Annotated in this window: 26 protein-coding genes; 11 read left to right on the top strand and 15 right to left on the bottom strand. The window is 60.8% G+C overall.

Annotated elements, in window-relative coordinates; translation table 11 throughout:
• Window positions 1-183: 183 nt before the first annotated feature.
• The 4 genes from AC1965_RS09305 to AC1965_RS09290 all read left to right on the top strand — a co-directional run bounded on the left by AC1965_RS09305 (window position 184) and on the right by AC1965_RS09290 (window position 5778).
• Complete coding sequence (locus AC1965_RS09305) at window positions 184-1272, top strand: TRAP transporter substrate-binding protein (protein WP_483887021.1); 1089 nt, start codon at window positions 184-186, stop codon at window positions 1270-1272.
• A 129-nt stretch (window positions 1273-1401) separates the two neighbouring features.
• The gene (locus tag AC1965_RS09300; protein WP_483883599.1) at window positions 1402-2370 is read left to right on the top strand and encodes a TRAP transporter small permease subunit; all 969 of its coding nucleotides are present in this window, start codon (window positions 1402-1404) and stop codon (window positions 2368-2370) included.
• Window positions 2371-2385: 15 nt separating this feature from the next.
• Window positions 2386-4740, top strand: coding sequence for a TRAP transporter large permease subunit (locus tag AC1965_RS09295; protein ID WP_483883598.1), 2355 nt, complete (start codon window positions 2386-2388; stop codon window positions 4738-4740).
• Between the two features lie 159 nt (window positions 4741-4899).
• A complete protein-coding gene (locus AC1965_RS09290; RefSeq protein WP_483883597.1) occupies window positions 4900-5778 on the top strand; it encodes a hypothetical protein in 879 nt (292 codons plus the stop codon).
• A gap of 199 nt (window positions 5779-5977) precedes the next feature.
• Here AC1965_RS09290 and AC1965_RS09285 read toward each other — a convergent pair whose 3' ends face one another.
• From AC1965_RS09285 to AC1965_RS09265, 5 genes are all read right to left on the bottom strand, one after another.
• Complete coding sequence (locus tag AC1965_RS09285) at window positions 5978-6424, bottom strand: NUDIX hydrolase (protein ID WP_483883596.1); 447 nt, start codon at window positions 6422-6424, stop codon at window positions 5978-5980.
• Window positions 6425-6438: 14 nt separating this feature from the next.
• On the bottom strand, window positions 6439-7263 hold the full coding sequence (locus AC1965_RS09280; protein WP_483883595.1) for an arginyltransferase: 825 nt from the start codon (window positions 7261-7263) through the stop codon (window positions 6439-6441).
• Between the two features lie 78 nt (window positions 7264-7341).
• Window positions 7342-7767: an RDD family protein gene (locus AC1965_RS09275; RefSeq protein ID WP_483883594.1), complete on the bottom strand. Its 426-nt coding sequence runs from the start codon at window positions 7765-7767 to the stop codon at window positions 7342-7344.
• 94 nt (window positions 7768-7861) lie between these two features.
• Complete coding sequence (locus AC1965_RS09270) at window positions 7862-8275, bottom strand: DUF2852 domain-containing protein (RefSeq protein WP_483883593.1); 414 nt, start codon at window positions 8273-8275, stop codon at window positions 7862-7864.
• Window positions 8276-8419: 144 nt separating this feature from the next.
• Entirely contained in the window at window positions 8420-8884 is a 465-nt protein-coding gene (locus AC1965_RS09265; protein WP_483883592.1) for a YbaK/EbsC family protein, read from the bottom strand.
• 89 nt (window positions 8885-8973) lie between these two features.
• Between AC1965_RS09265 and AC1965_RS09260 the strand changes: the two genes are divergently transcribed.
• From AC1965_RS09260 to AC1965_RS09240, 5 genes are all read left to right on the top strand, one after another.
• A complete protein-coding gene (locus tag AC1965_RS09260) occupies window positions 8974-11802 on the top strand; it encodes a [protein-PII] uridylyltransferase family protein (protein WP_483883591.1) in 2829 nt (942 codons plus the stop codon).
• Complete coding sequence (locus AC1965_RS09255) at window positions 11799-12071, top strand: hypothetical protein (RefSeq protein WP_483883590.1); 273 nt, start codon at window positions 11799-11801, stop codon at window positions 12069-12071. The genes AC1965_RS09260 and AC1965_RS09255 overlap by 4 nt, the downstream gene beginning before the upstream one ends.
• 175 nt (window positions 12072-12246) lie before the next feature.
• Window positions 12247-12897: a DUF6778 family protein gene (locus AC1965_RS09250; protein WP_483883589.1), complete on the top strand. Its 651-nt coding sequence runs from the start codon at window positions 12247-12249 to the stop codon at window positions 12895-12897.
• Between the two features lie 58 nt (window positions 12898-12955).
• Entirely contained in the window at window positions 12956-14182 is a 1227-nt protein-coding gene (locus AC1965_RS09245; RefSeq protein ID WP_483883588.1) for an RSP_2647 family RNA methyltransferase, read from the top strand.
• The gene (locus AC1965_RS09240) at window positions 14182-14736 is read left to right on the top strand and encodes an RSP_2648 family PIN domain-containing protein (RefSeq protein WP_483883587.1); all 555 of its coding nucleotides are present in this window, start codon (window positions 14182-14184) and stop codon (window positions 14734-14736) included. Before AC1965_RS09245 ends, AC1965_RS09240 begins: the two co-directional genes overlap by 1 nt.
• Here the strand turns inward: AC1965_RS09240 and AC1965_RS09235 are convergent, their stop codons facing one another.
• From AC1965_RS09235 to AC1965_RS09210, 6 genes are all read right to left on the bottom strand, one after another.
• Window positions 14737-15423, bottom strand: a complete 687-nt coding sequence (locus AC1965_RS09235; RefSeq protein ID WP_483883586.1) for a M48 family metalloprotease — start codon at window positions 15421-15423, stop codon at window positions 14737-14739.
• A gap of 127 nt (window positions 15424-15550) precedes the next feature.
• Complete coding sequence (locus tag AC1965_RS09230) at window positions 15551-15982, bottom strand: OsmC family protein (RefSeq protein WP_483883585.1); 432 nt, start codon at window positions 15980-15982, stop codon at window positions 15551-15553.
• Between the two features lie 70 nt (window positions 15983-16052).
• Window positions 16053-17240, bottom strand: coding sequence for a vWA domain-containing protein (locus tag AC1965_RS09225; RefSeq protein ID WP_483883584.1), 1188 nt, complete (start codon window positions 17238-17240; stop codon window positions 16053-16055).
• Between the two features lie 13 nt (window positions 17241-17253).
• On the bottom strand, window positions 17254-17424 hold the full coding sequence (locus tag AC1965_RS09220) for an apolipoprotein acyltransferase (protein WP_483883583.1): 171 nt from the start codon (window positions 17422-17424) through the stop codon (window positions 17254-17256).
• 13 nt (window positions 17425-17437) lie between these two features.
• On the bottom strand, window positions 17438-18796 hold the full coding sequence (locus AC1965_RS09215) for a DUF2927 domain-containing protein (protein ID WP_483883582.1): 1359 nt from the start codon (window positions 18794-18796) through the stop codon (window positions 17438-17440).
• Between the two features lie 198 nt (window positions 18797-18994).
• On the bottom strand, window positions 18995-19834 hold the full coding sequence (locus AC1965_RS09210; RefSeq protein WP_483883581.1) for an AAA family ATPase: 840 nt from the start codon (window positions 19832-19834) through the stop codon (window positions 18995-18997).
• A 167-nt stretch (window positions 19835-20001) separates the two neighbouring features.
• On the opposite strand from AC1965_RS09210, the gene dksA reads away from it, so the two are divergent.
• Window positions 20002-20424, top strand: a complete 423-nt coding sequence (dksA, locus tag AC1965_RS09205; protein WP_483887020.1) for an RNA polymerase-binding protein DksA — start codon at window positions 20002-20004, stop codon at window positions 20422-20424.
• 89 nt (window positions 20425-20513) lie between these two features.
• A complete protein-coding gene (locus tag AC1965_RS09200) occupies window positions 20514-21680 on the top strand; it encodes an FAD-dependent monooxygenase (RefSeq protein WP_483883580.1) in 1167 nt (388 codons plus the stop codon).
• A 75-nt stretch (window positions 21681-21755) separates the two neighbouring features.
• Here the strand turns inward: AC1965_RS09200 and AC1965_RS09195 are convergent, their stop codons facing one another.
• The 4 genes from AC1965_RS09195 to AC1965_RS09180 form a co-directional block, all read right to left on the bottom strand.
• Window positions 21756-22805 carry an ornithine cyclodeaminase gene (locus AC1965_RS09195; protein WP_483883579.1) on the bottom strand — a complete coding sequence of 350 codons (1050 nt, stop codon included), beginning with the start codon at window positions 22803-22805 and terminating at the stop codon, window positions 21756-21758.
• A 17-nt stretch (window positions 22806-22822) separates the two neighbouring features.
• Window positions 22823-23746 (bottom strand): arginase, encoded by a 924-nt coding sequence (rocF, locus tag AC1965_RS09190; RefSeq protein WP_483883578.1) that lies wholly within the window; start codon window positions 23744-23746, stop codon window positions 22823-22825.
• Window positions 23747-23926: 180 nt separating this feature from the next.
• A complete protein-coding gene (locus AC1965_RS09185; protein WP_483883577.1) occupies window positions 23927-24394 on the bottom strand; it encodes a disulfide bond formation protein B in 468 nt (155 codons plus the stop codon).
• Window positions 24391-24969 carry a YqaA family protein gene (locus AC1965_RS09180; RefSeq protein WP_483883576.1) on the bottom strand — a complete coding sequence of 193 codons (579 nt, stop codon included), beginning with the start codon at window positions 24967-24969 and terminating at the stop codon, window positions 24391-24393. The genes AC1965_RS09185 and AC1965_RS09180 overlap by 4 nt, the downstream gene beginning before the upstream one ends.
• Between the last annotated feature and the right edge of the window lie 63 nt (window positions 24970-25032).

Below are 25032 nucleotides of genomic sequence, written 5' to 3'. Positions count from 1 at the left end.
CGAAAACCGCGGGGCCTTAGACAAATTCGACGGCGTAATTTATGAAAATTCCGGCCCGCCGCGCCCGGCATACGTAGTAGTAGGTATTTTCAAACGTGGCGGCATCGCTAGTGTAACCAGACTTGAAATGACCTGCACGCCCAATGAAGCGCTGTGGGCATCTACTCGGGAGGAGTATCACCTATGGATCGTCGTTCATTCTTGAAGACATCTGCCCTTGGCGGCACCGCCGCCGCGGCCACCACGCTGGCAGCACCGCTTTATGCGCAAGGCAAGCGCACCCTGACAATGGTTACCGCATGGCCACGCGGCTTTGCCGTGCTGGACGATGCCGCGACATATTTCAACAACATGGTTGATGAAATGTCCGACGGCACCCTGACCATCGAAAAGAAAGCCCCAGGCGAACTGGTTGGCGCATTCGAAGTTTTTGACGCGGTTTCTTCCGGTCAGGCCGACATCTATCACGCTGCTGACTACTACTTCCTCGGCCAGCACCCAGGCCTTGCGTATTTTACAGCCGTGCCATTTGGCGCCACCGCGCAGGAACTGACCAACTGGTATCTGCATGGCGGCGGCCACGAGCTGCACAACCAGATCGGTGAAATCTTCAACATGAAGATGTTCCTCGCCGGCAACTCCGGTTCGCAGTCCGGTGGCTGGTTCCGCAAGGAAATCAACTCTGCCGCCGACTTCAACGGTCTGAAATTCCGCATGCCTGGTCTTGGTGGCAAGGTGCTGGGTAAACTGGGCGCATCGGTCCAGAACATCCCGGGCGGCGAATTGTACCAGGCGTTGTCCTCGGGCGCGCTGGATGGTCTGGAGTGGGTTGGCCCGTTTGCCGACGAACGCGCCGGCTTCCAGGAAGTTGCGAAGATTTACTACACCGCTGGTTTCCACGAGCCAGGTTCGGGCCTGACCGCATCGGTCAACCTGGATGTGTTCAACGAACTGACACCAGCCCAGCAGAAGATCATCGAATATTCCGCGATGGCAACCACGCACACCGGTCTGGCCGAAACATTGGCCAACAACGGTGCCGCACTGGCGCGTCTGCAGCAACAGGGCGTGAAAACCATGCAGTTCCCCGACGACGTCTGGGATGCATTCGGTGCCGCGTCCAAAGAAGTCATGGACGAGAACATGGACGACACCCTGTTCGCCGACATCCGCAACAGCTTCGAAACATCGTTGCAGTCGAGCGCGGAATGGCTGTCCAAGTCGGATGCCTTCTATGTCAACCAGCGCCAGCGGGTGCTGGGGCAGGGCTAATCACCCTGACATGACGATGCGAGGGGCCTATCATGGCCCCTCGTACCTTTTGACGACCGGCCTTGTGCCGGGGGACACGACAGGTGTGAAAGTTTGGGGGGCAACCCCGACGTCACCCAGGGGGGATTTATGGCAGACGACGTAGTATGCGCTGGATTTTTCCGGGCAGCGGAAGGCGCAAAGCTGAGCTGTTTGGACGCGTTTCAGGACGGCGGGATGATTCAATTCGTTCTCGGCAACTTCCTGGAAGCCTTTTACAACATTTTCGCGGCGCTGCTTAATCCGGGCATGTGGCTGGACTGGTCGAATGGCGAAGCGCTGATGCGCTTTATCTATTACGGCGGCTCGGTCGAACTGTTCTTTGTCGCGGCAACGCTTCTGCTGATCGTGACCCTCTTTGGCCTGATCTACCGCCGCTTTATGTGGGCCTGTGTGCGCGCGCTCGAAGGTTTTGCCAACGGGGTTGGCCGCTTGTTCGCCTGGGCCGGTCTTTTGATGGTGCTGCAACAGATCATCATCGTCTTCATGCAGCGTATCTTTACCCGGCCTGACATCTCTGTCGGGTTCGGCATCCCGCTGCAATTCGACATCTCGTGGTTCGCAGAAGAACTAAAGCTTTTCAACGCGCTCGTGGTCTGTTTGTGCGTCTCCTACACGATGGTGCAGGGCGGGCATGTGCGGGTCGATCTGTTCTACGCCGGGGCGAAATTCCGCACCAAACGTGTGATCGACATGTTCGGCGCGCTGTTCTTTATGATTCCTTTTGCGATCGTGACATGGCTTTACGGCTGGTTCTTTCTGTGGCGGCATCTGGTCACGCCCAACCCATCCGCATCGGATCGGTTGGAGCTGCTGCTGCGCAAGGCCAAGCTGCTGAAATGGAACGTCGAGACGATTGGGTTCTCGCCCAACGGGTTCAACGGCTATTTCCTGTTCAAACTGCTGCTCATCGCGTTCTGCGCCATGGTAATCCTACAGGCGATCGCGGTGTTCTACCGCGCGCTGCTGGAATTCCGCGAAGGGCCGGAGAGCGAAAATAAATATCTCGACCGCGACACGCTGGGCGAGGGCGAAGAAGCCTACGAAGGCACGCATTAATTCAAGGGGCATTCCATGCTATTTGGTCTCGACGGGGTCGAAATTGGCCTGATCATCGTTTTTGTCTGCCTGTTCGGCGGCATCCTTTCGGGCTTTCCGGTGGCATTTGCCATCGGTGGTGCGGGTATTATTTCCTTTGGGATCATTGCGGCACTCGATAGTGCGGGGCTGATGGTGCACAACGCCATTGACCAGTCGACGCAGGCCTACCGTGATCTGCTCAACTCGGGCGTAAAGGCGGACGCGATATCAAAGTTCCGATATCCCGATCTGCCGCGCATCGGCGAATCCGTCTTCCCGCAGGGGTGGGAAGTGGCGCTGGACCGCAATGTGTCCTTTATCGTGAACCGCATGAACGAACGTGTGCTGGCGGGTCAGTCGATTGAAACGCTGCTGGCGGTGCTGATGTTCGTTCTGATGGGCATCACGCTTGAACGGTCCAAGATCGCCAACGACCTGCTGACCACAATGGCGCGCGTGTTTGGCCCGCTGCCCGGCGGTCTGGCCGTGTCGATTGTGGTTGTGGGTGCGTTTCTTGCCGCGTCCACCGGGATCGTGGGTGCGACGGTTGTCACCATGGGTCTGCTGGCGCTGCCGACGATGCTGCGCAACGGCTATTCGCCTGAACTGTCCACCGGGGTTATCGCGGCCTCTGGCACCTTGGGCCAGATTATTCCACCGTCGATCGTGATCGTGCTGTTGGGGACACTGGCGGGTGATCTTTATTCCGCGGCCCAAGAGGCGCGTGCTACCTCTGCTGGATGTACCGACGCGCTGACCTTTCTGGGTGAGCCGGCGGTTGTGTCCGTCGGCACCCTGTTTCAGGCGGCGCTGCTGCCCGGTATCCTTTTGGCCCTGCTTTATGCGCTTTATGCCTTTGGCTATGCGCTGCTGAACCCGGACAAGGCGCCGGCGGTTCCGATGGGGTCCACCAATGCCGAACCGGTGACAAAAGGCGAAGCCTTTACCTGGTTTGTTGGCGCGCCTGTGCTGGTCATCGTAGGCACAGTGCTGCTGGGCAATTTCGGCATCGTCGGCGGGCAATCGACCACGGTTTCCAGTTTTTCCGATATCGGAGATGCTGCCAGCCTGCGCACCAATGTGGGTGAACAATGCAAGGTCTCGATGATCGAACTGCACGGCCAGGACAAGTGGGATGCAGCCGTGGCCGAACAACAGGCCATCAATGACGCGGGCGGCATCCAGCAAAGCGAACGCCTGTCCGAAGAGGCGCTGATCGAAAAGCGCGCGGCCAAGGTCGCCTCGGCGGCCCCCGTCGGCACAGGCACTGCGATCATCCTGATCCTGCTGACACTGTTCCTGACCACTGCGCGGGGCGTGTCGCCCACGGCAGATCGTCGCCCGCTGATGATCGGTGGCATCGGTGTGGTGCTTTGCATCCTCGTCGATGTCCTGCTGGTTGGCCCGCTGACAAGCCCGGGCGTGATGGTGGTGCTGATGGCGCTGCCGATGGCGATGGTGCTTTACGGTGTGGTCTTTGCCACCAAAATTTGTTCGCAAAACGAACTGATCCGGGTGGTCTTTCCGCCGCTGGTGCTGATCGTTGCGGTGCTGGGTTCGATCCTTGGCGGCATCACCAATCCGACGCCGGCCGCGGCACTGGGGGCAGGTGGGGCGCTCATGCTGGCCGCCTACCGCAAGCTGCGCGATCAGGACCGATCGCCCAAGGTGATCATCTGGTCGACGTTGGCCATCGTCATCTGCATCCTTGTCGGGGTCAATTTCGACCTGCGCATCAATCAAGACGGTGTGACGTTCGAAAGCTGGGTCGCCTTCTTTGTGGCCTATGGTGCCTATCTCTACGCGGTGTTCGGGCTGCTGTTTTCGTGCTGGATTCTTTATACCTCCGGCGTGCTAAGCCCGGTGGTGCGTGAAACGGCCAAAGTGACCTCGATGGTGTTCACCATCCTGATCGGCTCGCAGCTTTTGAACCTCGTGGTGATCAGCTTTGGCGGGGAGCACTACATCCAACAGTTCCTCAAGAGCTTTGACAATGAGCTGACCGTCTTCCTTATCGTCATGGTGGTGCTGTTCATTCTGGGCTTCGTGCTGGACTTCCTCGAGATCATCTACATCGTGATCCCGATCGTGGGGCCCGTCATTTATGGCGGTACGTTTGATCCCAAATGGGTGACGATCATGATTGCGGTCAACCTGCAAACCTCGTTCCTGACACCGCCCTTCGGCTTTGCGCTGTTCTATCTGCGCGGCGTGGCCCCGGCCAGCGTGACAACGGGCCATATCTACCGTGGGATCATCCCGTTCGTGATGATCCAAGTGGCCGGACTGGCGCTGTTGTGGATGTTCCCGGCGATCGTGACCATCGTACCGGACCTGATCCCGAACTGATCGGCAGACCATGGGACATGAAAAAGGGCTGGCCCCGCGCGGGGCCAGCCCTTTGCGTTGGGTAGTGTAGATCGTGGCCGGCCTCCTTGTGGACCTAACGCTATGTCCAACCAAGGTTCCCGAAGAAACCTTCGGGAGCCTTCCGCGCTGGAGGTCGGCTTGGCGGACGAAACAGACTTTGGATTGCAGTCGATCCAATGTCGGCTTTCAGAAAGCTCCTTAACAAACAGATGCTTTCCAAACGAGCTATGCACTATCGAGCACTGCTGCTTTTTGTTACATCACAAGAAAATTGGTGAAGAGGGAACTATGAAGGCAAAGGGTTACACCGGGCTGTGCCTAGACGTTGTAGTACTTTGTCTTCTCTGTGGTGAGAGCTTCGCAGAAGAGGCGGTTCGCATACCAGTATGCAAGGAAGGAAAACTGTATCAGCTACCTCAATACGGTCGACTGTACAGCGGTGGCATCCGGCTTAAGAGTATCACAGATGAAGCCACTGATTTAACAGCACTTTCGTGGCAGATCGGACAGCCGCCTCTCACTTTGACAGGCTTTACATACAACGGCTTTGGCGGCGCCGAAAGCTCTCGTACGCCGCCAGTACTTGAATTGCTGTTGGGCAGAAGTACCGATTGGGAAATTGCGCAACTTTCAGTATCTTCTCGCTTGGATAGTCTGGAATGGTACAAATCTCCCGAAGAGCGCAAAAATTACTCTGAACTGAGAATCGCGAGCGGCGATGCAGAGACCCACTATTTTCCACTTAATCTGAGTATGTTTGACCGAGTGATTTCCGTTAGCTGCCGTCGCGGATTGCCTGTCTATAGCAACGATGCTGATGCACATTTCTGTAGACTGACGGGGCAACTACCGGACAAAACAGCAGTTTCAGTGTCCTTCGCTACGGGAACAGACTTGATTGGGCATTGGCCACCAGTAGGAGAAGCAGATAACCGTTGGCCCGCAGTTATTCACGAACTGGAAGATGCTCTTTCTAATCTTACAGACGGTACGGATAATGAATATCAATGCAACTAAGAAGGCTATGGTTTTACGGACCTTTTATGGTAGCCGACATTCGCTGCAATTCAGAAAATCCTAAGGTATGGGCTCAAACCGGACGTTGCGCTTTGAGGCCCTGCAATGCTCAAATGCACCACTAAATGCAAAGGGCTGGCGCGCGGGGTGCCCTTTTTTGTTGTGCCGTATAGGATGCGATCGGGCGCTGACCTGCGGCCTATAATTTCTCTGCCGCCGCCGCCGCTTGCCGTGCCACCCGCACCACATCGCGGCTCATCGGCAGCGCGCCGTCCAGCCCTGCCAAAGGCACCCACCGCGCATCCAATGCGTCATCCGCCGCCACCGGGTCACCGCATTGCCACGTACACACCACCGCAACCAGCGCAAAATGCTGGCGCAGCGCGCCATCCTCGGCCACGTCATAAGCATCCAGCGCGTCGATCACGCGCAGCGGTGTTGCCGTCACCCCAGTTTCCTCGTGCAATTCCCGCGCCGCTGCCGCCAACAGACCCTCGCCAAAGTCGACCTTGCCGCCCGGAAACCCCCAAAGCCCGGCATCGGGCGGGTTGGCGCGCTGCACCAACAGCACGTGATTATCGTGGATGACAACAGCCAGAACCGCCAAAACGGGACGCAGGGCAGGGTCAGAAGCGGACGCGCCCATTCAGCGAAAACACATCAGCCGCGGTCGCTGCGCGCGATATCGGGCAGTGAGATATTGGCGACCTGTTCCGCAATCGGATCGGTGCTTAGCGGATGCCGGTCCGGTTTGAACGCGTCAGGGTCGCGCATCTTTTGCCAACCGCCGCCCATATAGACCTCAAGCCCCGAAAACTTGGCTTTGTAACCCATCTTGGGGCTGCCGGGGACCCAATAGCCCAGATAGACATAAGGCAGGCCGGCGGCGCGCGCGATCTCGATATGATCAAGGATGATGTAATTGCCCAACCCATCGCGCGGGCGGTCGGGGGTGTAAAAAGAATAGACCATGCTGACCCCATCCCCCAACACGTCCGTCAGGCAAACCCCGATCAGCGTTTTGGTCTGGGTATCGACGTATTCGACCACCCGGCTGCGGATCGGCGTTTCTTCGATCATCGCGGCGAATTCGAACACGTCCATATCGGCCATGCCACCATCCGCATGACGGCTGTCGAGGTATCGGCGGAACAGATCATACTGATCCTCGGTGGCCCAGGGCGACGTGGCGCGGCGCGTCACATGGTCGTTGCGTTTGACAATGCGACGCTGGCTTTTGCTGGGGCGAAAGGCGTTGACGTCGATCCGGGCCGACAGGCAGGCGGCGCAATCTGCGCAGGACGGACGGTACAGAACATTCTGCGACCGTCGAAATCCCTGACCCGACAGGCTGTCGTTCAGCCGTGCGGCATTGTCGCCCTGCAAGGCGGTGAACAGCTTGCGTTCCATCCGGCCCTCCAGATAGGGGCAGGGCTGCGGCGCGGTCACGTAGAACTGCGGTGTGAGCGGAAGTGTATGGCGCATGGGATTCCGAAGTTGATCGCCTGATGATACCAATCCGGTCGCCACGCGCCAAGGACAAGTTTGTCTAAAGCTTTAACGTTATGCGCGCCGGTTAAGTGCAGCCGTGTTCATCACCATATCAGTTAGCCCCTGACGACGGGCCGAGCCAAGCATGAGAACGATGGAAATAAGCTGCAACGGGGCCATGGCGACAGACACCGAATAGCCCAGAGTGTGCATCAGCGCGGTGCCAAAGTCAAAAGGGTGATCACGGCTGTCGCGCAATTCGAGTGCCATCAGACGCATCCCCCATGTGGCAGAGCCACCCGTGATGGTCAGCACCCGATAGACAAAGCTAACCACGAGCCACAGGAACGGGAAAAAGAACAGCCCGGTAAAGGCGGTGAACGGCAGGATCAGCAGACAAAGCAACAAGACCAGAACCGTGTCGACGATCCAGGCCAACAGGCGTTTTGTCACGACACCATCGTAGAATTGCGGATGCAGATCGGGGTCGGGGGTCATGAAGGTCTCCTGATGAAATCTGATGGGCTGTAGGCCGGAATTGGGGGGCGTACTGTCGTGAAGATCCCCCCGGCTTTGGGGCCGGGGGGGCTGATCAAGCTTCGGCTGTGGTGTCGCTGCGCTTGGCGCGGTCGTCCATGAACTGGTCGAACTCGGCCTTGTCCTTGGCGTCGCGCAGACGTTCCAGGAAAGCTTCAAAGTTGGTCTGCTCTTCCTCGAGGCGGCGCAGCGTGTCGGCTTTGTAGGCATCAAAGGCGCTGTTGCCGGTGCTGCGGGTGGCGGACATCATGGTGCGTGCCGACATGCGGTTGCAGGATTTTTTGGAAAACATACGTTTGCTCCAGATCATGTACATAAGAAGGGCGAGGCCGACGGGCCAGAAAAAGATGAACCCCAGGACCATGGCGGCGATCCAGGCGCCTTTGCCCTTGTCGTCGAGCCAGTTTTCGCCACGGGCGAACCAGCTGGGGCGGGCGCTGTAGGTCTGCTCGGAGGTAAGTGTGTTCATTACAAAGGCCTTTCAGGTTTTGGTGGGCCTTTCACCGGCCCTGGTGCGTTGTTCGATGTGAATGTCTTTCACATTGAATAGATTGTCATTATCCCGCCCCCTTGCAAGGGTTAATGTGAATGTTTTTTACATTATTATGAAAGGCTATGTAAAATCAGCGACTTGTGCGCCGGAAATTCGTGCCATTTCATCGGGTGACAGACGAAAGACATGGTGCGGCGTGCCTGCGGCGGCCCAGATATGGTCGAATGTCAGCAGTGTTTCGTCAAACCAGACGCGCGGCGGCGTCAGGTGACCGACCGGGGATACCCCACCGATGGCAAAGCCGGTCTGCGCCCGGATCAGTGCCGCGTCGGCCTTTCCCAAAGGTTCGCCCGCCAGCGCGGCAGCCCGGACCAGATCGACCTGCCGCCCGCCCGCTGTGATGAAGAGCACGGCAGTGCCGGACGTCTCACCGCGCAGCACGATGGATTTGGCAATCTGGTCAACCCCACAGCCCAGGGCATCCGCCGCGTCCTGCGCCGTGCGCGCCAGGGCGGTTTCGCGGATATCGACAGCCACACGAGCCCCCTCAAGGGCAGCACGTACGCGTTTCAGACTTTTGCTCATGTCGGCACCTCCGCGCGGCAATCTGGCCAAAGCCCACGGTAGGCGCAACCCCATTGACGCCACCCGCGCCACATCGCAAAGCTGGCAGTATGACAGGTATACCCCACGCCAAATCCCTTGCCGATTTGATCACCCGAACACCGCGTATCTACCAGCAGCAGCGGGCCGATGACGCCGCAGCGCTTGTGGGCGATCTGCCTGCCGAAACGCGCGACCTCATTAGCGCCGCAGCCTCTACCGCGCCCTATCTCATGGCCCTGCTTGAAAAAGAAACGGACTGGCTGCTGGGGGCCGTGGACGACCCCGCAAGCGCCGTGGCGCAGGTCATTACCGATGCCGCGACCCACGCCCCCGATCAAATTGCCGATGCGCTGCGACAGGGCAAGCGCCGCGTCGCCCTGATGACGGCCCTTGCCGATCTGGGGGGCGCGTGGGCGTTGGAACAGGTTACCGGGGCGCTTACGGATTTTGCTGATGCCGCCTCCGGGGCGGCGCTGCGCAGCGCGTTGATGGGCCCAATAAAACGCGGCAAACTGCCGGGGATGACACTGGATGATCTGCACGATTGCGCAGGCATGGTGGTGCTGGCCATGGGCAAGATGGGCGCGCATGAGCTGAACTATTCGTCGGACATCGACCTGATCTGCCTCTTCGACGAAACCCGATTTGACCCCGCCGATTTCCACGACGCCCGCAGCGTCTTTATTCGCGCCACCCGCACGATGAGCGGGACGCTCAGTGATCTGACGGCGCAGGGCTATGTCTTTCGTACCGACTTGCGGCTGCGGCCCGATCCGGGCGTCACGCCGGTGTGCCTGTCGATGGACGCGGCCGAGCGGTACTACGAAAGCCTTGGCCGCACATGGGAACGCGCCGCCTATATAAAGGCCCGCCCGGCGGCCGGTGATATCGGCGCGGGCAACCGTTTCCTGGCCACGCTGCGCCCCTTTGTCTGGCGGCGGCATCTGGACTTTGCCGCCATCCAGGATGCCCACGACATGCGGCTTGCCATCCGCGAACACAAAGGGCTGGGCGGGCCGATCACGCTGCCGGGGCACAACATGAAACTGGGCCGTGGTGGCATCCGGGAAATTGAATTTTTCACCCAGACCCGCCAATTGATTGCAGGCGGGCGCGATTCCGACCTGCGGTTGCGCGGCACCTGCGAAGGGTTGGCCGTGCTGGCCGAAAAGGATTGGGTGCCGCCAGAGGCCGCCGCTGCGCTGACGGACCATTACCGCGCACACCGCACGGTCGAACACCGCCTGCAAATGGTGCAGGACGCCCAGACCCACAGCCTGCCGGAAAACGATACGGGCTTTGATCGCTTGGCCTGTATGATGGACATGGGCACCGATGCCCTGCGCGCCGATTTAAATGCGCGGCTCAGTGCTGTGCACGAGTTGACCGAGGGTTTCTTTGCCGCCTCGCGCAGCGCCCCAGACGCGCCCGACCGGGTGCCACATGTCTTTGACACCTCCGTACTCGAACGCTGGCCGGGTTATCCGGCGCTGCGCAGCGAACGCGGGGCCGATATCTTTGGCACGCTTAAACCTATGCTGCTGGGCCGTCTGGCACAGGCCAGCAAACCGGACGAGGCGTTGCTGGCCTTCGACGGGTTTTTGGCGGGATTGCCCGCCGGGGTGCAACTGTTCTCGCTGCTCAAGGCGAACCCGCAACTGGGCGACCTGCTGATTGATATTGTCGCCACATCGCCGGCGCTTGCCGCGCACCTCTCGCGCAACTCAGGTGTATTCGACGCGGTGATCGGCGGTGATTTTTTCAGCGACTGGCCGGGGCAGGCGGCCCTGACAAAGATGCTGGAAGACCATCTGGCACAAGAGGCCGACTATGAAACCCGGCTCGACGGCACCCGCCGCTGGGCCCGCGAATGGCATTTCCGCATCGGGGTACACCTGTTGCGCGGGTTGACCGATGCCGCGACTGCCAGCGCGCAATACGCCGAACTGGCCCGCGCGGTGTTGCAAGCACTTTGGCCGGTGGTGGTGGATCAGTTTGCCACGCGGCACGGGCCCCCGCCGGGGCGCGGCGCCGTGATCCTTGGCATGGGGTCGCTGGGGGCCGGGCGGCTGACAGCCACCTCTGATCTGGACATGCTGGTGATTTACGATGCCGATGGGGTAGATGCGTCGGACGGGCCGCGCCCCCTTCAGGCCCGACTATACTATGCACGCCTGACCCAGGCGATGATCACCGCGATGACCGCGCCAATGTCGCAGGGCAAGCTCTATGATGTCGACATGCGCCTGCGGCCCTCGGGTAATCAGGGGCCGGTTGCCACCAGCCTTGCCAGTTTCGATAGCTATCAAAAGGCGCAGGCCTGGGTCTGGGAACATCTGGCGCTGACCCGTGCCGCCGTGATTGCGGGGCCTGCGGCACTGGCCGAAGATGTGGAACACCTGCGCCGCGAGATCCTGAGCCAGAGCGCGCCCGCAGCCAAGGTGCTGGCCGACGTGGCCGAGATGCGCGCCCGCATCGCCGCCGCGCGCAGCCCCTCTGGCCCCTGGGATGCCAAAACCGGCGCGGGCCGCCTGCAAGATATCGAACTGCTGGCACAGGCTGGTCTGCTGATTGCCGGGCAGGGCGCGCGGGACATTCCCGCCGGGGTGCAGGCCGCCCACGACAGCGGCGTGATCGACGCTGCTGGCTGCGAGGCGCTGACACAGGGATACGCGATGGCATGGACCCTGCAATGCGCCGCGCGGCTGCTGTCGTCGCATCCGATCGCCAGCGACGATCTGGGGCAGGCGGGGGCGGCATTCCTGTGCCGGGCGCTTGAATGCGACACCCTGACCGCGCTTGAGACGCAAATGCGCCAGACCTACGATGCCTGCGACCGGATTATCACGGCAGCACTGCCACCGACCGACGCACCAGCAGACAAGGACCCGCAATGACCCAAGCCGATCCAGACGACCCAGGCGGCCTGATCCGCGAAGCCTACCGGATCGAGGGCATCACCAAATCAGAGTGCCGCAGTATCTTTCTTGACTGGGCGCTGAAACTGCCGATGGGGGCTGACACCTCTGCGGTGATCAGCCGCCTGCTGGCGCAGCACGCGCCGCCGGATCAGCCGCACCCGATGACCGAAGTCCTGACCGAAGGGCTGACCACCGTGACCACCCCCCGCCGCCGCGGTGGCTGGCGCAGCCGCCTGCGCAACTGACCCCCACCGCAACTGACCCGCTGCGCGACGCGAACGTGCCGATTGATTGCAGTCTTGGCCGCACAATTGCCCCTTTATCAGTAACAATTTGTCTAAATCACGCCCCATTCTCCGCTCATATTGGTCACATCACCGATCAATCGAACAGTGGCTTAGGGCCCGGAGCGAGGATAGAATGACAAAGTTGAAACTGATTGCTGCACTTGGCCTTGGCATCATGGTCTCTGCCTGTGGCGCTGTACCAGACCTGCCGACACGCAACGCGCCGCTGGAAACGGTCTCAACCCTGTCCAACACGGCATCCTTGGATCACGCGCCGCGTATGGCGCTCTTGGATACCTCAGTACAGCCGGTCGCCGCCAGCATGCGGGTCACCGATGTGCGCGTATCGGTGCCGCAAACGCTGAAAGTTTCCGAAGCTAACCGCTATTACCCCCAAGGCGACATCGTCTGGCGCGAAGATCCGATCGGCAACCGCTACGAGCAGGTCCAAAAGATCTTTGATGCGGCGCTGAACCATGGTGTAAAAGACATGACGGGCACAACACCCGCGATCATGGACATCGAGGTGAAACGCTTTCATGCGCTGACCGAAAAGGCCCGTTATACTGTGGGCGGTGTACATTCGATCACCTTCCTGATGACGCTGCGCCACGCCGAAACCGGCATGGTCCTGGCCCCCACCCGCGAAATTAAGGCCAACCTTGACGCCTTTGGCGGCCAGCGCGCGATTGATGCAGAAGCCCGCGGCCAAACGCAAAAGGTACGCATCACCGGCCATCTGGCCGAAGTGATCCGCCAGGAAATGAACAAACCCGCCGCATAAGGACCGAGGTGCAAATGCACCCTTTCCCAAAGGCTGCGAAAGGACTAGGAGGGGCGCTATGACAGCGCCCCTTACCCCATCCGCCTCATCGCCCGCCACGCTTCCCGTGGTGCGGCTCCTGCCCAAAGCCAATGCCCGCGCAATCCGCCACGGCTTTCCTTGGGTCTATGCCAACGAACTTGTGACCGACCGCCGCACCAAGGGGCTGGCCCCCGGTACGCTGGCACGGCTGGAGGATGAGAACCGCACGCCCATGGGGCTGGTTGCGGTTAATCCGGCGTCCAAGATCATCGCACGTATGCTGGACCAGAACCCGGAAGCCGAGATTGATCAGGCATGGTTCGAGGCCCATCTGGTCCGCGCGCTGGCGCTGCGCACACAGCTTTATGATGCGCCCTATTACCGTCTGATCCATGCCGAAGCCGACGGTCTGCCCGGTGTGATCATCGACCGATTTGGCGATACCTGCGTGATCCAGCCAAACGCCGCTTGGGCCGACGCGCTGATCGCCCCATTGGTGGCCGCAGTGCAGTCCGTCACCGGTGTTTCCAACGTGTTGAAAAACGCAGGCGGGCGCACGCGTACCCTTGAAGGGCTTGACGATGTATCTGCCGTGCTGGCCGGTGCCGCCCCCGACGGCCCGCTGCCGGTGCCGATGAACGGCGCCACCTATATGGCCGATCTGACCGGCGGTCAGAAAACCGGCCTGTTCTACGATCAACGCCCAAACCACGCCTTTGCCGCCAATCTGGCGCGCAATGGTGCACGGGTGCTGGATGTCTTTGCCCATGTTGGTGGCTTTTCCTTGGCCGCACTTGCCAGTGGCGCGTCGTCGGCTCTGGCCGTCGACGGCTCTGCACCTGCGCTGGAACTGGCGAATGCCGGCGCCGCTGCGATGGGCATGCAGGACCGCTTTGAAACCCGTCAGGGCGATGCTTTTGACGTGCTGACAGCACTGCGCGACGAAGGGGCGACATTCGACGTCGTGATCTGCGACCCCCCCGCGTTTGCACCGTCGCGTCAGGCGGTTGAGGCAGGATTGCGCGCGTATGAGCGTGTCGCACGTCTGTCGGCGCAACTGGTTGCGGAAAATGGCGTTCTAGGGCTCTGTTCGTGCTCCCACGCCGCTGACCTTGCACAGTTCCGCACCGCATCGGTGCGCGGGATTGGCCGGGCCGGGCGGCGCGCGGTGCTGATCAACACCGGGTTTGCCGGACCGGACCATCCGCAACTGCCGCAACTCGCCGAAAGCGGCTATCTGAAATCGCTGTTCTTCCGCCTTTGATGTCTGCCCAAACGCGCGTCTTGATCGACACCTGCGTTCTGTATCCGACAGTAATGCGCGAGATGGTCGTGGGTGTGGCGCGCCAAGGCGTGTTCGAGCCGATTTGGTCGGGGCGCATCCTGGACGAATGGGCGCGCGCTGCGATCAAGCTGGGGCCAGCGGGCGAAGCGCAGGCTCAGGGCGAAATTGCCCTGCTGCGCAGCCAATGGCCGCAGGCCGAACACCCCGCCGCACCTGAGGTGCAGGCGCGGCTGTGGTTGCCCGATGGCGATGACATTCATGTGCTTGCTGTCGCAGTGGCCAGCAGCGCCGACATGATCCTTACGCTCAACGCAAAAGATTTCCCGCGCCAGATCCTTGCCGAAGAGGGGCTGAGCCGGGCAGACCCCGACAGCTTTCTGCATGGCATCTGGCAGGCGCAGCCCGATTTGGTGTTGGGCGTTGCCCAAGGCGTGCTGGACGAGGCGCGCAGGCTCTCGGGTCAGGACTGGAACCTGCGCAGCCTGTTCAAGAAGGCGCGGCTGCCCCGGCTGGCCAAGGCGCTGACCCCGTAGCTATTCCAACTCCCACCGCGCCTGCATTTTGCGCAGGGTCGCGATACGTTCTTCGGTTTTGGGATGGCTCAGCAGCCATGCCGGCGGGCGGCCTTGGCCGGATTGAGTAAGCGCGTCTAGCTTTTCAAACAATGAAATCTGCGGCGCAATCCCGATGCCGGCCTTGGTCAGTAGCGCAGCGGCATAGGCGTCGGCCTCGTATTCATCGCTGCGCGACAGCCGCGCGGCCAATAGGGTGGTCAGCCCATTGGCGATCCAGACACCCACGCCCGGAACGAACCGCCCCAGCACCATTGCAAGCGCCGTGCGCAGGGCGTTTTGCCCAGAGAAATCAATCATACGTCGGCGCGAATGTCCCAGCGCCACATGACCCAATTCATGCGCGATGACGCTGGCAAGTTCCTCTGCGGTCACCGCACCTTCGCGGAACTTGTTATAGAACCCACGGGTGATGAAAATACGCCCATCAGGTGCCGCCAAGCCGTTTACGGGCGCGATCTCATACAGATGCACCTTGATGCGCGGCAGATCGAGGGCGTCCGCCAGACGTTTGCTCATGTCGCTGAGTTTTGGATCAAGCAGCGGTGCAGAATGCGCGTCGAGTTCCCGCGCGGTGCGCCAAGCGGAAAATCGGTACATGGCAAGCGCATATAGCACCGCCAGCAAGATGGGCAAGACGCGGATCATGTTGCCAATATGGGGCCTGCGCGCGCAGGAGCAAGCGCCGTATGCCTCCGCAGGCGGTTTATTTTGCTAGCTGGAGCAAGGGGAAAGTTGGGCGCGCGTGGCAGATCACCCGCGCGCCCGGTGGCTGTCAGAGCAATTCCGCAGCCATCGTGATTTTGGCGTTCAACAAGGTGGACACGGGGCAGTTTTCCTTGGCGGTGTTGGCCGCTTCGGCAAAGTCCTCTTCGCTGGCGCCGGGCACCTTGGCCTGAACCTTGAGGTGCACACGCGGGATGTGAAAACCGCCGTCCTTGGGTTCAAGATAAACCTCGGCGGTGGTCTCGATGCTGTCGGCTGTCAGATCCTTTTCGCCAAGGATCATCGACAGTGCCATCGAAAAACAAGCCGCGTGGGCCGCACCGATCAGTTCTTCGGGGTTGGTCCCCTTGGCACCCTCGAAGCGGGTGTTGAAGCCGTAGGGCTGGTCGTCCAGCACGCCGGTTTCGGTTGAGACGTGGCCCTTGCCCTTTTTCAAGGTGCCGGACCATTTCGCGCTGCCTGATTTCATGATTGAAGCCATGGGATATTCCTTTCGCATTGCTTGCCACCTCAACGGCGCGCACGGCGCAAAGTTCCCCCTCGGGCTTCGGTTAGCGGGTCATTGCCTTGATGCCCCGGCTGAGACCTTCCAATGTCATTGGTACCATCGCATCGGGGCCAAAGATTTCGCGGATCATGTCAATCGACTGGGTATAGGGCCAATGTTGTTCCGGCACCGGGTTGATCCACAGATGGCTCTGCCATTGGTCGCGCGCGCGGGCAAGCCAAGTTGCCCCGCTTTCGGCGTTCCAGTGTTCGCTGGCCCCGCCGGGATAGGCGACCTCGTAGGGTGACATCGACGCGTCGCCCACAAAGATGCATTTGTAATCCGGGCCATAGCGCCGCAACACTTCATGTGTCGGCTGTTGCGCATCCCAGCGGCGGCGGTTGTCGCGCCACACGCCTTCATAAAGGCAGTTGTGAAAGTAGAAGTATTCGAGGTGCTTGAACTCTGACCGCGCGGCGCTGAACAGTTCTTCGACAACTTTGACATGTGGGTCCATCGACCCGCCCACGTCCAGAAAAAGCAACACTTTGACGGCATTGCGCCGCTCGGGCCGGGTAACCACGTCAAGATATCCGTGTTCGGCGGTGGCGCGGATTGTGCCGTTCAGATCCAGCTCATCCGCGGCCCCGTCACGCGCCCAACGGCGCAGGCGTTTCATGGCCAGCTTGATGTTGCGGGTCCCCAGTTCAACATTGTCGTCCAAGTTCTTGAATTCACGTTTGTCCCAGACCTTGACCGCACGCTGATGGCGGCTTTCTTTCTGGCCGATGCGGACACCTTCGGGATTGTAACCATAGGCGCCGAACGGCGATGTGCCCGCCGTGCCCAGCCACTTGTTGCCCCCCTGATGACGGCCCTTTTGTTCTTCGAGACGTTTTTTAAGCGTTTCCATAAGCTTATCGAAGCCTCCTAATGCTTCGATCTCGGCTTTTTCCGCCTCTGTCAGGTGTTTCTCGGCCATTTTGCGCAGCCAGTCCTCGGGCAGGTCAACCGCTTCAAGAACATCGTCCAAGCTTATGTTTTCCAAGCCTTTAAAGGCGGCGGAAAAGGCACGATCAAACTTGTCGATGTTCCGTTCATCTTTGACCATCGAAACCCGCGCAACGTAATAGAACGCCTCTACGTCATAGGTCGCCAAGCCTGCGGCCATGCCGTCAAGGAAGGCCAGAAATTCACGCAAGGAAACGGGAACGCCGTGGCGGCGCAACTGGTCGAAGAACGGCAAAAACATCAGCGCGACACCATCAGAGTGTCAGGGCGCGGTCCAACAGAACCGTGACAATCATGCCGACTACCAGAAAGGCGATGCCAAAACCGGCCGCGTATTGCGCGATGTCCTTGCGATTGCCGCCACGTTTGCGCGCCGTCACGACGCCCATCAACGCACCCAATACTGCCAGTCCAATTGCTATCATCGTGTTCGTCCGTTCATCCTTTGCGCGGGTTCAGCGATGCGATCTCACGCAGCTTGGCCCGCACGGCCCAGTCAGGGCCAAAGCCGTACCGCGCCCAGCCGATACTGTCCAGCCTGACGCTGCGCGCCTCCGACGCGCGGCCCTCCAGCTCAAGTGCTTCGGATTTCAGCAGCAGCAGCGTGGCCAGAAGCGCGGCGTTTTCGCTGCGTTCGGCGCGGGCGATATGTGGCCCAATCAGGCGCAGCGCCTGTGCGCCGTCCCCAATGGACACGGCATAGGCCGCCATCTGGGTCGCCACATAGGCACGGTGCAAATCGGCACCGGGGGTCTGGGCATAGAAATGATCGGCGGTGACATAGTGATCTTGGGCCGCTTGCGCGTCTTCGCCCTGTATCACCCGGCCCATGGCGTAATGTGCAAAGGCGCGGCGGTTGTCTTGCCATCCCATCCGGGTTGCAATGCGAATGGCGTCATTCGCGGCATTGCGCCGTGCGCTGCGGCTGGTGTCCCGGCCAAGAGCGGTCTGCATGGCATCTGACCAGACTTGCGGCGTCGCGTCCGAGCGTTGCGGTGCCAGGCCGGTGCCGCCCGGGTTAATGCGCGCGAGGATGTCGGGTAGGGCGGTGGCGACCTGATTGCGCGTCATGCCCGACCGCAGGGCGGGATCGTAATAGGCGCGCAGGATCAGCATGTCGAAACCGGTCAGCACCGTATGCACATTGTCATCGTTGAACACGGAATCGGGCAGCCGGTACAGATCGTTAAGCGGCCCCAACGCCTGCGCCAACTCCTCATGCAGACAATCGCGGACCTCTTGCGGGCTGACGTCGTTGGGTAGGAAAATCGCCAACTTGCGCCGCTCTTGCAGCAGGGTCCAATTGGTCTTGGGCTGGCGCCGGGCGCGCTGGTATTCGGCCATGGTGCTGACATTGGGGGCCACGAAACAGGCGGCCTGGGGCAGCATCCGGCGGATATCGTCGCGGCTGACGGCTTCGATGGTGATATTGGCGTTGGACCGGTTCGTTTCGGTGATGTTGATCCCGGCCTCACGCCGCAGGCGCGACATCAGCCGCGCCAGATCGGGGCCCAGCGTTGCGGGCGGCGTGCCGGTCACGCGCAGGGTGATCGGCGCCTCGAAACGGGTAAGCACGGGCAGGGCGCGACCGCTTTCCATCTGAAAAGACAGTTCTAGGAAATCCTGCGCCAGATCACGGTTGGACCTGACCGGGCTCTGCGGCGCGCTGGTGGCAAAGTTCTTCATCGCGGGCAGCGGCGCGAGGGCAATCGTGGTCCGGGTGGCAACGTCGGAATGCGAGGCAGGGACACAGGCGTTGAGCAGCATCACCAGCGGCAGGATCGCGCGCGCCCTCATACTCGGGCCGGTATCGACGCGCCGTGCAACGAAAGCCGTGCACGCCGCAAAGCTGCGGTTCGTAGGATCATCTGCCTGCCTTTTTCGCCTCGGTGTCCGGGTCTTTTTGCCCGTGATCAAGCCCAGACTACGAAAGCTTTGCGATAAAAGCGAGGCAAATCAGCGCGGTCGTGATCTATCCGCCGCGCTGTTGCAGCTCTACCGCTGGCTGCGCGCGAGAAAGGCCAGGCGTTCGAACAGATGCACGTCCTGTTCGTTTTTCAACAGTGCACCGTGCAGTTTTGGCAGGGCATTGGGGCCATCTTTCTTGAGGTCTTCGGCGTCCATGTCCTCGGCCAAAAGCAGCTTCAGCCAGTCCAACACTTCGGAGGTCGAAGGTTTCTTCTTTAGCCCCTGCTGATCGCGGATTTCGTAGAACTGGGTCAGCGCGGTAGTCAGCAGCGCCTGTTTGATACCGGGGTGGTGCACTTCGACAATCTGTTTCAGCGTCTCCATCTCGGGAAAGCGGATGTAGTGAAAGAAACAGCGGCGCAGAAACGCGTCGGGCAGTTCCTTTTCATTGTTTGAGGTGATGATCACGATCGGGCGATTGACCGCCTTGATGGTTTCGCCGGTCTCGTAAACGAAAAACTCCATCTTATCGAGTTCCTGCAACAGGTCGTTGGGAAATTCGATGTCGGCCTTGTCGATCTCGTCGATCAGCAGAACCACCTTTTCATCTGCATCAAAGGCCTGCCACAATTTGCCCTTGCGGATGTAGTTTTTCACGTCGTGCACGCGCTCTTCGCCGAGTTGGCTATCGCGCAGACGGTTCACCGCATCGTATTCATAAAGGCCCTGTTGCGCGCGGGTCGTCGATTTGATGTTCCATTCGATCATCCGCAGACCCAACGCCGTCGATACTTGCCGCGCCAGTTCGGTCTTGCCGGTGCCAGGCTCGCCCTTGACGAGCAGCGGCCGTTCCAGCGTGACAGCGGCGTTTACGGCGATTTTCAGATCGTCGGTTGCAACATAATCTTGGGTGCCTTGGAATTTCATCTTGTTTTCAACCTTCTGTAACGCGCGCTTGATCCACGGGGTTTAAGCAAAAAACGGCGGGATTGTGTAGTGACAATCGGCAATTGCTGCGTTAGACGCTGCGGCAGAGTGCGATATCGGGAGACAGACACGACATGTCTGAGTTGAGAACCGCCGGGGAAAAACAAATGAAGCAGGAAGTGTTCCTGCCGGATGAGTATAGTCCGGCAGAAGACGAGCCGTTCATGAACGACCGTCAACTGGAGTATTTTCGTCGCAAGCTGTTGAACTGGAAGGCCGAGCTTTTGGCCGGCAGCCGTGACACCATCGAAGGCTTGCAGGACGGGACACGCAATATTCCCGATGTGGCAGACCGCGCATCAGAAGAAACCGACCGTGCGCTGGAACTGCGCACACGGGATCGCGCACGCAAGCTGGTGGGCAAGATCGACGCGGCGCTGCGGCGCATCGACGAAGGCGAATTTGGCTATTGCTCGGTTACGGGTGATCCGATTTCGCTGAAACGTCTGGATGCACGGCCCATCGCCACGATGACGTTGGAAGTGCAAGAGCGTCACGAGCGGCGCGAAAAAGTGCACCGCGACGAGTGATTTTCGCCAAGCAATAATACGAACGCCGGAGCAATTGCTTCGGCGTTTGTGTTTTCGGCGGTGGCGCAGGCGAGGAACTTCGGGACGTCATGGATATTTCAAACGCAATCGTGGTTGGCGGCGGCATTGGTGGGCTGGCTGTAGCGGCCCTGCTGGCACAGCGCGGCGTGGCTGTGACCCTGCTTGAACAGGCCACCCAGATCGCAGAGGTGGGAGCAGGCCTACAGATCAGCCCCAATGGGCTGGCCGTGCTGCGCGCCATGGGCCTGGGGGCTGGGTTGTCCGCGCGCGGCGCGGTGCGCGGGCAGGCGGTACAGTTAAGCGATGGCCTGAACGGTCGCGCGGTGGCGCGGCTGGATCTGACCCGGCTGGCCGAGGATCAGCGCTATTATTTCGTGCACCGGGCCGACCTGATCGAGGTGCTGCAACGCGCCGCGCGCCGCGCAAACGTGAGTTTCGAGATGGCCGCACAGGTGGCCAGTCTGCGCCCCGACACCTTGCCGCAGGTCCAGATGGCCCAAGGCGGCAAGCGGCGCGCCGAACTGGTGATCGCAGCGGACGGCATTCATTCCGTGGGCCGGGTGCAGTTGAACGGCGCCGATGCTGCCCGCTTTTCCGGGCAGGTGGCGTGGCGGGCGCTGATTCCCAATACCTTTGACCACCCGGCAGAGGCACGCGTGGCGATGGGGCCGGGGCGGCATCTGGTCAGCTATCCGTTGCGGGGGGGGCATCTGATCAACCTTGTGGCGGTCGAAGAACGCAAAGATTGGGCCGCCGAAGGCTGGCACCACCGCGACGATCCGGCCAACCTGCACCATGCCTTTGCCGGGTTTGCCGGGCAGGCGGGCGAGATGATCGCGGCGGTGCGCGAGGTGACGCTGTGGGGGCTACACCACCACCCGGTCGCAGCACGCTGGCATCAAGGCGGTGTGGCCCTGCTGGGCGACGCGGCGCATCCGACGCTGCCATTTCTGGCGCAAGGCGCGAACATGGCGCTGGAGGATGCCTGGATGCTGGCCGATTGTCTGGCCCGGCTGCCGCGTGATCGGGCGCTGGCCGCGTATCAGGCCGCCCGGTATGACCGCGCCCGCCGCGTGATCAAAGTCTCGCAGGGCAATGCCGCGCGCTATCATCTGCGCCCCGGTGTCACCCGCAGCATGGCACATCTGGGGCTGCGGGTCGCATCACGGCTGGCGCCTGGGAGGATGCTGGGGGCCTATGACTGGCTCTATGGATATGACGTGACAAAGAGTTGACGTAGTGGCCGGGCCGGGGGCGATGCGAATTCACCGTCCCATAAGGCCCGACCACATCCTTGACGGCGGCGGGGATCAGCCCGCGCGTTGCAGCATGCCGAACAGGTCGCGTGGATCGTCAGGGTCGGCCAGCAGGTCAAGCGGGTGGAACAGGCCTGTTTCAGCGATTTGGTCGCGGACATAGCGCAGGGCCGAAAAATCCTCGATGGCAAAGCCGACACTGTCGAAAAGCGTGATCTGCTTGTCATCGGTGCGGCCCTTGGCCTGACCGGTCAGCACCTGCCAGATTTCCGTGACCGGATGATCGGGGTCAAGCTGCTGAATTTCGCCCTCGATCCGCGTCTGTTCGGGGAATTCGACAAAGATGTTCGAGCGGTGAAGGATCGCGGGGGCCAGTTCTGTCTTGCCGGGGCAGTCACCGCCGATCGCGTTGATGTGCACACCGGCACCAACCATATTGTCGGTCAGGATCGTGGCGTATTGTTTATCTGCCGTGCAGGTGGTGATGATCTGCGCGCCCAGCATCGCGTCTTCGGCGCTGGCGCATTCGACCACTTTGATGCCGTGGCCCGCCAGATTGCGCGCGCATTTGGCCGTGGCCGCGGCGTCGATGTCGTACAGCCGCACTTCGTCCACGCCGCAGATCGCCTTCATCGCAAGGCTCTGGAATTCGGACTGCGCGCCGTTGCCGATCATCGCCATCACATGTGCGCCCTTGGGCGCCAGCAGTCGCGCCACCACAGCAGAGGTCGCCGCCGTGCGCAGGGCTGTCAGGATCGTCATTTCCGTCAACAGCACGGGATAGCCATTGCCGACATTGGCCAGCAGGCCAAAGGCCGTCACGGTCTGAAACCCATCCTTGGTGTTGTCAGGATGGCCGTTCACGTATTTGAACCCGTAAACATCGCCGTCAGAGGTCGGCATCAGTTCGATCACACCCTTTTCAGAATGGCTTGCCACGCGGGGGGTCTTGTCGAACAGCTCCCAGCGTCTGAAGTCGGCTTCGATATAGTCGGCCAGGCCGCGCAGCATGTCTTCGACGCCGATGTGGTGAATTAGCTTCATCATGTGATGCACGGAAACAAAGGGCACCAGGGCCTTGTCGGAGGGTTTCAGGTTGGTCATTGTCTTGGGTCTTTCTATTAAAATGCGCGGGTGGGCCGGTCGAATACGCGACGGCCAAATGCGGATGCGGTCAGATCGACCATCAACTGGGCCGTGCGCCCGCGTTCATCCAGAAACGGGTTCAATTCGACCAGATCAAGCGAGGTCATCAGCCCGCTGTCATGCAGCATCTCCATCACCAGATGGCCTTCGCGCACCGTGGCGCCCCCCGGCACCGTTGTGCCCACCGCCGGCGCGACCGACGGGTCGAGGAAATCAACATCCAGCGAGACATGCAGCATACCGCCCGCCGCTTCGACCTTGTCGAGGAAGCGTTGCAACGGCTTGGCGATGCCGCTTTCGTCAATCTCTCGCATATCGACATAGGTGATCGTGGTTTCCTGCAAGGCCGCACGTTCTGCCGCATCGACCGACCGCAATCCGATCATGGCGATGTTTTCGTGCGCCAGTGGTGTGTCGATCGCCGGAAAGCCGTCAAAACCCGCCCGCCCTGTGACATAGCCCAGCGGCGTGCCATGCAGATTGCCGCTGTCGCTGGTCTCGGGGGTGTGGAAATCCGTATGGGCATCAAGCCAGAGCACAAACAGTGGGCGTCCCACCCGCTCGGCGTGTTTCATCGCCCCCAGAACCGTCCCCAGCGCCAGCGCGTGATCGCCACCCATAAAGATCGGCAGCCCCTCGTCCAGCGCCGCATCCGCCGCAGCGGCGAGGCTTTCGGTCCAAGCGATGGTTTCCTCTAGCGCGTGGGTCTTGGCGTGGGACTTGGCATGATAGGGGGCAGGGGCGACATTGCCGCGATCCGTTACCTGATGCCCCAGATCGCGCAGCGCGCCTTCCAGCCCGGCGGTGCGATAGGCGTCTGGCCCCATCAGGCAACCGCGGCGGCGTTTGCCGCTGTCCATGGGAACGCCCAGAAGGATGCAGTCTTTTTCATGTGTCATTTTGAGGCTCCTAAGGTGATGCCCTAGGGAGTATGCTGTCGATGTGATCAATGACAAGGTAGCATAGTGACCATATTGGTCATGGTTTATACAAAGTGGATAGCTGATTTTGCATTTCGAATAGCGATGCCAGAATCACCGCCTGATCCCGTGACAGTATAGGTCTCTGTTGGTCGTTGATTATGCCGGGCGCCGCAGTGCTGCCAACCACAGCCCCAGCAGCACCAAAGACAATACTGCGTTCCAGCCTGCCATCGACAGACCCAGAAACTGCCAGACAATCGCATCGCACATCACCAGCCCGCTTGGCGCATCCATCGACAGCAGCGTGCCGCCGTCCATCCCGCCAAGGTCAAGCCCCCCGCCGGAGCAAGAGCTTGGTCCCGGCCACCACGACCACTCAACACCTGCATGATAGGCCCCGATGCCCGCCGTGGTCGCCGCTGCCAGCGCCCCAAGCGCGATCAAGGCCCGGCCGGCCCCGGCCAGCAGTGCCACACCGACAACAACCGCCAGCGCATGTGGCCAGCGTTGCCACAGGCACATCTTGCACGGGGCAAAGCCGCCCAGATGCTGAAACCCAAACGCCCCGAGTAACAACAGCGCCGAGCCAAGCGTGGCCAGAATGATCAAAGATTTGCGTGTCATAGATACCGTATCAAGATAAAGCCGCCGATCAGCAGCGCCAGCGCCAGTGTAAACATCAGACCCAGCCTGCGTTCAATGAAATCCCGGATCGGCGCGCCAAAGTGCCACAGCAGCCCCGCCACGATAAAGAACCGCAGCCCCCGCGCCAGTATCGAGGTGGCGATGAAGGTGCCCAGCGGCATTCCGGTCCAGCCCGACATGATGGTGATAACCTTGTAGGGAAAGGGCGTGACCCCGGCGGTCAGCACAGCCCAGAACCCCATGTCGTTGAACCGCGTGGAAAATTCAGCCATCGCGTCGGCCTTGCCCAGACTTGCCAGGATGGGCTGGCCGATCCCTTCGAACGCCAGCGCGCCGATGCCATAGCCCAGCAGCCCACCCAGGACCGAAGCGATCAGGGCCACGCTGGCGATCAGCCAGGCGCGCCGGGGGCGGGCGATGATCATGGGAATCATCAAGATATCGGGTGGGATCGGAAAGACCGAGCTTTCGATGAAGGCAACGACCGCCAGCACCCAAAGCGCGTGGCGGTGATGGGCCATGCCCAAAGTCCAGTCATAAAGGCCACGGATCATCACGCTCGCTCCGGCTGTTTGCCCTGCAACACCATGCGCAGCCGCCAAGGTCAAGCCTGCGCA

Source organism: Sulfitobacter sp. KMM 9851 (assembly GCF_057178245.1).
The sequence above is the reverse complement of the archived record's forward strand: the minus strand, read 5'-3'. Positions and strand labels throughout refer to the sequence as shown.